Origin of the sequence: Sporosarcina sp. USHLN248 (assembly GCF_037144575.1) — a bacterium.
GTDB lineage: Bacteria > Bacillota > Bacilli > Bacillales_A > Planococcaceae > Sporosarcina > Sporosarcina contaminans.
Window position 1 is genome coordinate 17132 of sequence record NZ_JBBCZC010000002.1, and the last position, 12689, is coordinate 29820.

A 12689-nucleotide genomic window follows, 5' to 3' on the forward strand; every position below is an offset into this window, starting at 1 on the left:
CCTTCGCTGTTCGATTCGCAGTATGCGAGCGTTTGTCAACAAGCTGAGATACATGAATAATGTATCCGAAGCATTGTTTATGAATTGATCGAATCAACGCACGGACACATTCAATAGAAAAGCTCCCTACTAAATTTAGCAGGGAGCAATCATTATTCAGCGAAACAAATCCATGCGCCGAACATATTCGTTTGGAAAAACTGTGTAATACGGTGAAATCCCGTTTCCTTCAAAAGTGCCTCAATCTCATTTGCGGGCAAAAATGAAAGAGAGCGAACGCTACTTTCCATTTCTTCTACTTCCGCCTCCGTTAACTTTGTCGAGTCAATCCAATACGCTTTCCATAGATTGAACAAATCTTGAAACGAGGCATCGTTTTCATCTCCATACATCGTAGCCAACACAAATGGAGCTCCTGCAGGCAAAGATGCTCTAATCTTTTTCAGCAAGTCGATTTTCTTACTCTGCTCGGAAATGAAATGGAGGACTAATAAACAAGTCGCACCATCGTATTTGTTTTCTGCTGTCAGGTCGGAAACAGTTCCTGCAATAAATTCTGTGCGCTCAGTAATGCCTAAACGTTCAGCTTTCGATTTTGCAATGCTCAGCATCGCTTCAGAAGGATCTACAATCGTGAACCTCCACTCTAAGTGATTGGCACTGAATGCTGTTAATTCATTGCCTCCGCCACCGCCTACTACTAATAACCTATCATGGTCGGACAAGTGGTTTTGCAAAAAAGCCTTTGTTAAACGGAAAAGACCATCGTATGTCGGCAACGTACGCCGCACGCCTTTGTCGTATTCGGTTGCCATTTCTTCATTAAACGTTAAATCTTCACTCATATCATCACTCCTTTTTTGCTTCATGTTTATGCCATATACATTTTGTCTACAGTCCTTTTGAGGTTTGTAGTCATAAGATAGGTGTTTGCCTATCTTAGCTTGAAAACGCTTGTCAAGGAAGGCAACCTCAGAACGCCACGTCCTATAGAGGTGCCTTAATTTCTGCTAAGAGCGCAATACGGCCAATCGAACCCTTCGCTGCTCGATTCGCAGTATGTGAGCGTTTGTCAACAAGCTGTTTGACGCTATAAAGCTTTATAAATGTAGTAGAGAAAACTGTGTTAGCAATTTTAAATGAAATTACGACTGTTCTGGCATATGGCTTCTTTCTTTCGCTTTCCGAGTCCAACCTTGCAGAAGATGAATGCAAAATGCAGAAGAAATGCCTAACGCAGCGCTAATTCCCCAATTGATATTTGGCATATGCTCATACATCCAGCCGCCTGCCCCTTGACTAATTCCACCGCCAACAGCCATCGCCATTAATGCAACCCCAAAATAGCTAGCGGAAAATTGTGGTGGGGCTATTTCTGCGGTATATTCATACGAAGTCGGTTCTACCAGCATGATACCGATCGCAAACATACAAAAGCCTGTCCAGAATAAAAGGACATTCGTAGAGCTTCCTAACAATAGAATTCCCATTCCCATAATCGTCATCCCTATTTTAATGACCGTTAACCGCTGAAAGCGTTTTGACCATTTTTGCAAAGGATACTGTAGAAACACAACAATGACGCCATATACAATAAATAAACTGGAGATGAATGCCGTGTTATTGAATACATTGACAGCATGGAGAGGAATCGTCAAATAGAGCTGCATGAACATGAACCAAAATCCCGTCATGCTAATCGTAAAGAAGATAAACAGACGATCCGATTTTACTTTATCCCATGAGTCTGCCAAGGATTGCTTCGGAACTTGGACTCTTTCATTCGGCAAATAAAGAAATGTGATGATCCCACTTATAATAAAAATTCCGCCGCATACGAAAGACGCATAGAAAAAGTCGAATTGCAATAAGATGCCGCCCATGATTCCTGCAAAAATAATCCCCGAATGACGAACTATTTTATCCAAGGCGAAAATCTCACCTCTTTTAGCAGGGGGAGCAAAAATGGAAAATGCCGCTTTACTAGTCGGTTCAAACAATGAACCGCCGATTGCAGTTGTAATAGCTGCGATGATTAGCTCAAGCGGGGTTCTGCAAAAAGCGAATAAGACAAAGCCGACTCCGCGCAAAATCATGCCAACACTAATCATAATCCGATAATCAAATCGATCTGCTAATATGCCCGATAAAAAAGACGTTCCTTGCTGCACCAACTGCCGAAGCATTAGGACAACCCCGGCAATTCCGGCAGAAAGTGATAGATTTCCTGTAATATGAGCAGATAAAAAAGGAATAAAAGCAAAAAAACTTACATTCATTAGAAATGAGTTTATTAATAATAGCCGCACAGCCTTCATTTATGTCCCACCTTTTGTGAAATAACAATCATGTTAATTGCATTTGTTATTATTTCGATTAACTCTTTCTACTTCAGAGGCCATCTAGTAAATAGGAATGTTTTGCACTCCAATATTGTATACTATATCTTCTATCTTTTCTTTCATTTTTTCTAAAAGTAGTGTGTATGCCCTAACGTACGATCTTTTGCCTTACTAAGAGCATGAGAAATCTTCCTTTGGCGAATCGAATCGTAAACGATTAACTTTTAGGTATAGGAGATAAATCGTATTGTTTTCATAGAAGTTTTGCACTACCTTTCAGCCGGACGCTATGCTACGATAAAATTATGAACAACAAGGGGATTCGATTATCGTAGCAAAGGAGTTTGGACAGATGTGGGACCAACAAGAGATTGCAAATCAAATAGAGATACTGAATGGCAAGCAAGCACCCGATTTAATTATTACAAATGCGACATATCTTCATTCGATTTATAAAAAATGGGTGGAAGGAAACATTTGGGTTTCAGGAGATCGGATTGTATATGCTGGCAGCAGGATGCCTGCAACAACAGACGGAGCGGAAATTGTTAATGCGGAAAATAAGAAAATTGTACCTGGCTACATAGAACCGCATGTTCATCCATTCCAATTGTACAATCCAGAAACGTTCGCTGAATATGCTGGAAGAGTAGGAACGACAACGTTTTTATCGGACAACTTGACGTTCTTTATTAACCTTGGAAATGAAAAGGCTTTCAAGATTATCAATCAGTTAAACGAGTTGCCGTTTTCATTTTATTGGTGGGCAAGATTTGATTCGCAAACGGTGTTGCGGGAAGAAAAAGAGCTTTTTAACTTGGAATCGATTGCTGAATGGCTGAAACGTGAAGACGTTTTAATGGGAGGGGAATTAACGGGTTGGCCACGGCTATTGAATGGTGATGTTGACATGATGAACGCTCTCATGGCTGCGAAGAAAGCAGGAAAGAAAATCGAAGGACATTTTCCGGGAGCATCCGAACGGACTTTGGCACGGATGAAGCTCATTGGCGCGGATGGAGATCACGAAGCGATGACAGTAGATGAAGTAGAGGCTCGTCTGCTTCAAGGGTATGCAGTGACGCTTCGTCACTCATCTATCCGTCCGGATTTACCTGACTTGCTGAAAGGGATCGTTGATAAGGAATTAAACGTATTCGACCATCTAATGATGACAACAGATGGCTCTACGCCTTCATTTCATACAGATGGTGTGATGGACAAATGCATTCGCGCTGCAATTGAAGCAGGAGTCGATCCGATCGATGCTTATCTGATGGCATCTTATAACGTTGCCCGGTATTACGGTATAGATGATCGACACGGGATGATTGCAACGGGGCGTTTTGCAACGTTTAATTTCATTGAGAATGAGATGAATCCGGTTCCGACTGACGTGCTTTCAAAAGGAAAGTGGCTATTGCGGGACAAGCAGCCAATTAAACCGTTCCAAGCTGTTGACTGGTCGATCATTCCTGCTTTCGAGTTGAACTTTGATTTGGATGAAAAGGATTTTGACTTCCAATATTCTGTTGGCATAAAAATGGTCAATGACGTTATTACAAAACCGTATGAAGTGACGATCGACCGGTCAGCGGAAACTTTATCGGAGGACCATGACGAGTGTTATCTCATGCTCATAGACCGCAATGGGAAATGGCGCGTCAACACATTCATTAAGGGATTCGCAAACCGTATACAAGGATTTGCTTCCTCTTATTCGAATACAGGCGATATCATTCTCCTTGGTAAAGATCGAAAAGAAATGCTTCATGCGTTCAATGAAATGAAACGGATGTCCGGCGGAATGGTTCTTACTGAAAATGGCCGTGTAGTTGAAGCTCTTTCTTTACCAATTGGCGGCGGTCTATCCGAAGAGAAAGTAGATGTGCTGATCGATCAGGAGCGCGCGTTGAAGAAGGCATTGAAAGACCGCGGATATGGGCATGGAGATGCCGTTTACACATTCCTTTTCCTGCAGTCAACCCATTTGCCATACGTACGAGTGACGCAATCGGGATTGTATCAAGTCATGAAAAATGAGTGGATCATACCGGCTAACGAAAGATAAGGGGGACCCGAACATGAAAGGGAATATGAGAGGCTGGCTGCTATTATTAGCCGTAGCAATGTTGCTGTTATCCGCATGCTCAAAAAAAGAAAAAGTAGATGCGGAAGAAGAAGTCAATGAACCTGAAGAAAATGAAAAACCAATAATTGTTGAAGAGGAGGAACCAGAAGAAGAGGGCCGTCTCCTCTTCCAAGATCCATTTACAGGAGTGTGGTCAGAGGAAGAAAAGAAAGATCGACCTGTCCTTGCAACGATTAATAACCATCCATTGGCGCGACCACAGTCTGGCATTAGTCAAGCCGATGTCATTTATGAATTTTTAGCTGAAGGCAATGTGACGAGATTTTTGGCTTTATTCCAAAGTGATCTACCGGAGCAGATCGGGCCTATCCGTAGTGCGAGAGATTATTTTGTTTACATGGCTAAAGGAATGGACGCTTTTTACGTTGCACATGGCTACAGTCCAGACGCCCAAAAGCTGCTATCGAGCCGATATGTCGACAATGTAAACGGTATGCAATACGATGGGACGTTATTCAAGCGATCCAAGGAGCGGAGGGCGCCGCATAACTCTTATATTAGTGGTGAAAATGTCATAGCAGCGATGGAAAAAACAAACTCCTCAACAGTCATGGAAAAAACGCCTCCTTTTTCTTTCCATGAATCTACGGAGGGTGCTAAAATAGGAGATATCGCTTCAAACATTGTCATTAAATTCAGCGCGAATGAAGATTTCATTAGTACGTTCACCTATGATTCAACGAAAGAGACGTATGAGCGGGCTGTTAAAGGCAATGTAACGATAGATAAAGAGAACGATGAGCCGGTGGAAGTTTCAAATATAATTGTGTTAGAAGTGCCGCATCGGACAATTGATAGTGTCGGCAGACAAGCTGTTGATATTGAATCCGGCGGCAAAGCAATGCTTTTCCATGCAGGAATTGCAAAAGAGATTGAATGGAAAAATCTTGACGGCTTTTTAGTTCCTACGGAAAACGGTATTCCGGCAAAATTGGTTCAAGGAAAAACTTGGATCCATATCATACCGACAACTGCGGGAATTGACAAATCGGTCACTTTTACTCCTTAATCAATTCAACAGGAGAGGGAGGTAAGGGCATGCAAATCGATAAAATACGCGGCGAGCAGATGGATCAGCTATTCAAGGCGATTTTGGAATTAAAGGATTTGGATGAATGCTATACATTTTTTGATGACTTATGTACGATGAGTGAGCTACAGTCGATGGCGCAAAGATTGGAAGTAGCGCATGCACTAAGACTGAAAAAGACATATGATCGTATTCAAAACGAAACTGGTGCAAGCACAGCAACGATTTCACGGGTGAGACGCTGTGTCGACTATGGTTCTGGCGGGTATAATACTGTGTTGGATCGCCTGTATCCTGAGTTAATCGCACAAACTGAACAGAATAAGTAAAAATCGGGCGGAGAAGCTATCCGCCCGGTTTTTTTGGTATACTGTACAATGAAACTTCACTTAGCAGGAGCAACGTCTCCGAAGTTTACAAGAAGAATCAAATCATTTCATTAATTGTTTATAACCACTGCCATCCAAGATTTTAGCAAAATCTTAGGGGAAGGGGATTTACAGTTAATGAATGTAGGAGAGCTATGTCAATTACATAGGTAAACAATGAATTATAGGTGGGTTAAACAATGGATTATCAATTTTGGCGCCACGCCTTTAAAGTGGACCCTGCAAAAACAATAACAGACGAACAGTTGGAGTTGCTTGCGGAATCGGGAACAGATGCCATCATAGTTGGCGGAACTGATGGTGTGACGTTGGAAAATGTTCTTGATTTATTGGCAAGAATCCGAAGGTTTTCAGTCCCAGCTGCATTGGAAGTGTCGACTATCGACTCCGTCACGCCTGGGTTTGACTATTTTTTCATCCCTACCGTATTAAACTCGACGGATACGAAATGGATGAACGGTATCCATCATGCTGCATTAAAGGAATATGGCCACATGATGAATTGGGATGAAATCATAACCGAAGGCTATTGCATAATGAATCCGGAATGCAAAGCAGCCGAATTGACTGGTGCACGGACTGTTCCTGATGAAGAAGATGTGATCGCCTACGCAAGAATGGCTGAGCATTTGTTTACTCTTCCAGTTTTCTATTTGGAGTATAGCGGCAAATTTGGCGATGTAGACGTCGTTCGTGCAGCGGGCAGCGTTCTTGAAAATACGAAGCTGTTTTACGGCGGCGGCATCCGCAATGCAGAGCAAGCGAAACAAATGGCTACAATCGCAGATACAGTTATCGTTGGCAATATTATTTACGAAGATTTGAAAGCAGCTTTATCGACAGTTGAAGCAGTGAAATCAGTTTCAGTCTCCCTTTGACACGGATCATCAGTTATAATAAAGAACAAACGTTCCATGGAAGGCGGGATACTTTTGAATAGATTATCGGAAGATTTACTAGCAGGCATGAACCCTGAACAAGCGCGGGCAGTGAAAAAAACGGAAGGCCCTTTGCTCATCATGGCGGGCGCTGGCTCTGGAAAAACGAGGGTGCTGACACATCGGATCGCCTACTTAATCGTAGAGAAAGATGTCTACCCTTCAAAAATATTGGCCATCACATTTACAAATAAAGCAGCACGCGAAATGCGGGAGCGGATCGATGGCTTATTGGGTCTGGGGACTGGTGAACGGATGTGGGTATCGACATTCCACTCAATGTGTGTCCGCATTTTAAGAAGTAATATTGATCGGATCGGCATTTCTAAAAACTTTTCAATTTTGGATGGATCTGATCAGTTAACGGTCATTAAAAATATTTTGAAAGAGAAGAATATTGATCCGAAGCAATATGAACCGCGTTCGTTATTAGGTGCCATCAGCTCTGCGAAAAACGAATGCATCGACGCAGAAACATACAAGGCACAAGCAAATCCGCATAATCCTTACGAAAAGACGATTGCAGAAGTTTATGAAAGCTATTCGAAAAGACTTCGCCAAAACCAATCATTAGATTTTGATGACCTCATTATGATGACGATTAAGCTATTTGAACGAGTACCAGAAGTCCTTGAGTTTTATCAAAATAAATTTCAATACATCCACGTCGATGAGTACCAAGATACGAACCATGCGCAATATCGCCTTGTTAAAATGTTGGCGGCGAAATTCCGCAACCTTTGTGTCGTAGGTGACTCCGACCAATCGATTTACAGATGGAGAGGCGCAGACATCGGCAATATTTTGTCTTTCGAGAAAGATTATCAAGACGCGACAGTCATTTTGTTGGAGCAAAACTATCGTTCAACGAAACGCATCTTGCAGGCGGCAAACGATGTGATTCAGAACAATCGAAGCCGGTACGATAAAAAACTCCGAACAGAAAATGATGAAGGTGAAACAATTACCGTTTACAAAGCATCCGATGAAAAGGATGAATCACAATTTATCGTTCAGAAGATCATTGAGCTAAAAGAGGAGAAGAATCTTTCATTAAATGACTTCGCAATCCTATATCGGACGAACGCCCAGTCGCGTGTCATTGAGGAATATTTAGTTAAATCAAATTTGGATTATACGATCGTAGGAGGCACGAAGTTCTATGACCGCAAGGAAATTAAGGATTTACTCGCTTATTTGCGATTGATTGCGAATAATGATGACGACTTATCGCTCGCACGGATCATTAATGAGCCAAAGCGTAGCATTGGAGCAACTTCATTTGAACGGATGGCCATGTTTGCGCTTGAAAATGACCGTTCTATTTTTGATGCTTTACAGGAAGTCCATTTTATGGGCTTAACTGCGAGAGCTGCAAACGAAGCGACAAAATTCCGGGAGCTGATTGCCGGTTTTACACAGATGCAGGAATACTTGTCAGTCACTGAATTGGTGGAGCAAGTGTTGGAAAAAACAGGCTACCGGGAAATGCTGGAACGGGAAAAGACGATTGAGGCGGAAAGCCGTTTAGAAAACATCGATGAGTTTTTATCCGTCACTGAAGCGTTCGAAAAGAGAGCGGAGGAAGAAGATAGTGACCGTTCTCTGATCGCTTTCTTGACCGATTTGGCACTTATTGCGGATATCGATTCTTTAGATAAAGAGGAGAACCAACAAAGTGAAAAAATCGTCCTAATGACGATGCATGCCGCAAAAGGTCTTGAGTTTCCTGTCGTTTTTGTCATCGGGATGGAAGAGAACATCTTCCCTCATTCAAGATCAATCGGCGACGAAGCAGAAATGGAAGAGGAAAGGCGGTTAGCTTACGTAGCCATTACACGTGCAGAGCAGAAGTTATTTTTAACTTGCGCAGGTTATCGTACGTTATTTGGCCGTTCGAATTTCAATAATCCGTCCAGGTTCATTAATGAAATATCGGAAGACATTACTGAAGTTGTTTCTGTTAATCAGGACTATCCATTTGGTGGCGGTTTTGTTCAACAGAAAACTCCGGTGCGTCCTGCTGTTAAAAAGCCGGTTTTAAAGGCTAGTGGCGGCGAGAAAGTCGGTTGGAAAGCTGGAGATAAAGCCGTTCATAAAAAATGGGGCACAGGCATGGTCGTTAGCGTCAAAGGCAATGCAGATGATGTTGAACTTGACATTGCATTCCCGCAGCCAGTCGGCATTAAGCGGTTGTTGGCCAAATTTGCCCCGATAGAAAAAGCATAGGGAGAGGAAATCATGGATCGAAACGAAATTGAAAAACGTGTCCGGGAACTCAACGATCTGCTCAATGAGTACGGTCATGCGTATTATGTTTTGGATAAGCCGCTTGTTCCCGATTCCGTATACGATCAGCACATGCAAGAGCTGTTATCCCTTGAGAAGCAGTACCCGGATTTGATCTATCCAGACTCTCCGACGCAGCGGGTGGGCGGCGAAATACTATCCGGATTCGGAAAAGTCGTCCATGAATTCCCGATGCTCAGTTTATCCAATGTATTCAATGAAGAAGATATTCGGGATTTTGATAGGCGCGTACGAGCAGGTGTTGGGGGAGAGGTTACGTATATTTGCGAGCTAAAGATTGATGGTTTGGCTGTATCGTTGAAATATGAAAACGGCTTATTTGTCCAAGGTTCGACAAGGGGCGATGGGTCTGTCGGTGAGGATATTACGGCCAATTTGAAAACAATCCACTCCATCCCATTGAAGCTTACGGAGCCAGTGACGATTGAGGCGCGTGGAGAGGCATATATGCCGAAAAAGTCGTTTGTAAAATTAAATGCCCTGCGCGATGAAAATGGTGAAGAGCCATTCGCGAATCCTCGGAACGCAGCTGCGGGCTCTTTAAGGCAGTTGGATCCTAAAATTGCTGCAAGTCGAAACTTATCCATTTTCATTTATGGAATCGGCGGGGACGGCAGCGCTTACGGGCAAGATAGCCACTCGGATTCATTGGACTATTTGCATTCGTTAGGGTTTGAAACGAATAGCAATAGCAAGCGTTGCAAAACGATTGAGGAAGTAATTGAATTTGTAGAAGCTTGGCAGGAAAAGCGTCAGTCTTTGGACTATGAAATCGATGGCATCGTTATAAAAGTTGATGGTTACGAAGATCAGGAGCAATTAGGCTTTACCGCAAAAAGCCCTAAATGGGCGACTGCATACAAGTTTCCAGCGGAAGAAGTGCAAACAAAACTGATTGATATCGAATTGAGCGTCGGCAGGACAGGTGTCGTCACGCCGACAGCTATTTTGGAACCAGTCCGTGTAGCTGGAACGACTGTCGGAAGAGCTTCTTTGCATAACGAGGATTTGATCAAAGAAAAGGATATTCGAATTGGCGATACGGTCATCATCCGTAAAGCAGGTGATATTATTCCTGAAGTCGTCATGCCAATAGTCGACTTACGGACTGGGGATGAACAGCCTTTCGATATGCCGGATCATTGCCCGGTCTGCGACTCCGAGTTGATTCGCATAGAAGGAGAGGTAGCGCTCCGTTGCGTGAATCCGCAATGTCCGTCTCAAATGAAAGAAGCACTCATCCATTTTGTTTCCCGCAATGCTATGAACATTGAAGGAATTGGGGAGCGTGTTATTGAGCAGCTCTATACTTCCGGGCTCGTTCACGATGTATCCGATCTTTACCGTTTAACAAAAGAAGACTTGCTTTCATTGGAACGAATGGGCGAGAAATCGGTCACAAACTTACTGTCTGCGATTGAACAATCGAAAGAGAATTCGTTAGAGCGGTTATTATTTGGTCTTGGCATCCGCCATGTCGGAGCGAGGGCTGCGATGATTTTATCCGAAGAGTTTGGCACGATGGACGCCATTGCAGCAGCGGATGAGGAACGTTTAACGTCCATCCATGAAATTGGTGAAAAAGTTGCCGATTCCATCGTCACGTTTTTTGGCAATGAAGATGTCAGCGCAGTATTAAAGAAGCTGAAGGATTATGGAGTGAATATGGATTATAAAGGCAGAGCCCGAAGTGAGGTTCCATCCGAAGGACCATTTGCCGGAAAAACGGTCGTATTAACAGGGAAACTATCCATTTTGACGCGTAATGAAGCGAAGGAAAAAATCGAAGCATTAGGTGGAAAGGTGAGCGGGAGCGTTAGTAAAAAGACGGATCTTGTCATTGCCGGTGAAGAGGCGGGTTCCAAACTATCCAAAGCAGAAGAACTTGGTATTACCGTTTGGAATGAAACAGAGTTGGTCGAAGCACTCGGCGAAAAGGAGTAATTAGCAATGAAAAGGTTATGGTTTATGTCCAGTTTGTCGGCGGTCCTTCTCTTAGGGGGCTGCCTGCCGTCATTTGGTCCAGATCAAGAAGAAGTTATACAAGAAAACGAAGAGCAATTAGAAGAAACAGTAATGATTCCGGATATGCAATTGAAAGAGGAGTTTTATAATACAGTCCTTCCATTCAAGAAAAGTGCAAGTCGCGGCCTAGTCGTCGACAATATTTACACAAAATACGACATGCAAGAGGCGGAAGAAGGTCTTTTACGGCTTTCCGCACTGCATTTTGATCCGAAAAACTATTATTTCCAAGAAGGTCAATATATTGACAGGAAAACTGCCAATGCATGGCTGGCGAGAAGTTCCGTGAATGATGCAGGGCTCAACCCACCTTCCGGTAAAGAAGGAGAGGATGATGCCCCGATCTATCTCGCACATATTGTGGAGCAGAACTATTTGACGATGACGGATGACAAGAAGCTTCGATTATCAGGCATTTCAATCGGTCTCGCGTTAAATTCGGTCTATTATGGAGCAGATGGCAAGGAGACAGAGCTTTCTGATGAGGAACTGCAAAAGAAAGGGATTGAAATGGCGGACACGATTGTCAGCAGGCTGAGGGCAAAAGAAGGACTAAGTGATATTCCAATTGTTATCGGTTTGTTTAAACAGGAAAAACGAAATTCCATCGTGCCAGGTACTTATTTTGCGACTGCTTATGCGGACAAAGGAAAAAGTTCGGCAAGCGGCTGGAAAGAAGTGAATGAACAATACGTCTTGCTGCCAGCTTCTTCAAGCATTGATAATTATCGTGAGATCAATACAACCTTTAACAATTTTAAACAAGATATCGATGAATATTTTCCGAGCTTCGTTAATGTCATTGGTACCGCATTTTTAAAAGAAGGACAAATGAGATCGCTGAAAATTCAGGTGCCAATTCAGTTTTATGGAACGAGCGAGACGATCGGATTTACTCAATATATGACATCGCTCGTCAATAAATATTTCTCGAAAATTGACATAGAAGTGAGCATTACGTCAGTAAACGGGCCAGAAGCATTAATCGTTAAAAGAGCGAACGAAGAAGAGCCCTTCGTCCATATTTACGGTTATTAATGTAACTTATCATAACAATGGGTTAAAAAGGGAAACATCTTTTTATAGAAATTTATTTTTTAAATGCATAGCGAACATGCCTTTGCCGGGTGGATCGGCGCTTTTCATCCGCCCGTGAAGGTGGTATCATTGATCGTACAATTGTGTTACGGGGAGGAACAAACGATGACAACAAAATTTACAAGTGCCGATGTGCAATATTACGCGAACTTCGCAAGAATTGCCGTTACAGAAGAAGAAGCGGAAATGTATGCGGAACAATTGGCTGAACTGATCGAATTCGCTAATGTGCTACAAGAAGCCGACACGGAAGGCGTAGCACCGATGACACATCCCCTCCAGATTTACAATGTGCTAAGGGAAGATGTGCCGGCGGACATTTTAAACCGTGAAGAAATGCTTTCAAGCGTAAAAGAGCACGAAGCAGGAATGATCAAAGTTCCAAATATCCTGTCATAATCGGGT

The 12689-nt window shown here is 42.9% G+C and carries 10 protein-coding genes; 8 read left to right on the forward strand and 2 right to left on the reverse strand.

Annotated features, from left to right (window positions below; all coding sequences use genetic code 11):
• Nucleotides 1-152: 152 nt before the first annotated feature.
• On the reverse strand, nucleotides 153-845 hold the full coding sequence (locus WFH04_RS01085) for a class I SAM-dependent methyltransferase (protein WP_336822200.1): 693 nt from the start codon (nucleotides 843-845) through the stop codon (nucleotides 153-155).
• Between the two features lie 300 nt (nucleotides 846-1145).
• Entirely contained in the window at nucleotides 1146-2318 is a 1173-nt protein-coding gene (locus WFH04_RS01090) for an MDR family MFS transporter (RefSeq protein ID WP_336822201.1), read from the reverse strand.
• 376 nt (nucleotides 2319-2694) lie between these two features.
• On the opposite strand from WFH04_RS01090, the gene WFH04_RS01095 reads away from it, so the two are divergent.
• The 8 genes from WFH04_RS01095 (at nucleotide 2695) to gatC (ending at nucleotide 12683) form a co-directional block, all read left to right on the forward strand.
• Complete coding sequence (locus tag WFH04_RS01095) at nucleotides 2695-4413, forward strand: adenine deaminase C-terminal domain-containing protein (RefSeq protein WP_336822202.1); 1719 nt, start codon at nucleotides 2695-2697, stop codon at nucleotides 4411-4413.
• 13 nt (nucleotides 4414-4426) lie between these two features.
• The gene (locus WFH04_RS01100; protein WP_336822203.1) at nucleotides 4427-5503 is read left to right on the forward strand and encodes a DUF3048 domain-containing protein; all 1077 of its coding nucleotides are present in this window, start codon (nucleotides 4427-4429) and stop codon (nucleotides 5501-5503) included.
• Nucleotides 5504-5532: 29 nt separating this feature from the next.
• A complete protein-coding gene (locus WFH04_RS01105) occupies nucleotides 5533-5853 on the forward strand; it encodes a YerC/YecD family TrpR-related protein (RefSeq protein ID WP_336822204.1) in 321 nt (106 codons plus the stop codon).
• Between the two features lie 239 nt (nucleotides 5854-6092).
• Nucleotides 6093-6791 (forward strand): heptaprenylglyceryl phosphate synthase, encoded by a 699-nt coding sequence (pcrB, locus tag WFH04_RS01110; RefSeq protein WP_336822205.1) that lies wholly within the window; start codon nucleotides 6093-6095, stop codon nucleotides 6789-6791.
• A 54-nt stretch (nucleotides 6792-6845) separates the two neighbouring features.
• A complete protein-coding gene (pcrA, locus tag WFH04_RS01115) occupies nucleotides 6846-9080 on the forward strand; it encodes a DNA helicase PcrA (protein WP_336822206.1) in 2235 nt (744 codons plus the stop codon).
• A gap of 12 nt (nucleotides 9081-9092) precedes the next feature.
• Nucleotides 9093-11105, forward strand: coding sequence for an NAD-dependent DNA ligase LigA (ligA, locus tag WFH04_RS01120; RefSeq protein ID WP_336822207.1), 2013 nt, complete (start codon nucleotides 9093-9095; stop codon nucleotides 11103-11105).
• 6 nt (nucleotides 11106-11111) lie between these two features.
• Entirely contained in the window at nucleotides 11112-12224 is a 1113-nt protein-coding gene (locus WFH04_RS01125; RefSeq protein WP_336822208.1) for a CamS family sex pheromone protein, read from the forward strand.
• A 165-nt stretch (nucleotides 12225-12389) separates the two neighbouring features.
• On the forward strand, nucleotides 12390-12683 hold the full coding sequence (gene gatC, locus WFH04_RS01130; protein ID WP_336822209.1) for an Asp-tRNA(Asn)/Glu-tRNA(Gln) amidotransferase subunit GatC: 294 nt from the start codon (nucleotides 12390-12392) through the stop codon (nucleotides 12681-12683).
• Nucleotides 12684-12689 lie beyond the last annotated feature (6 nt).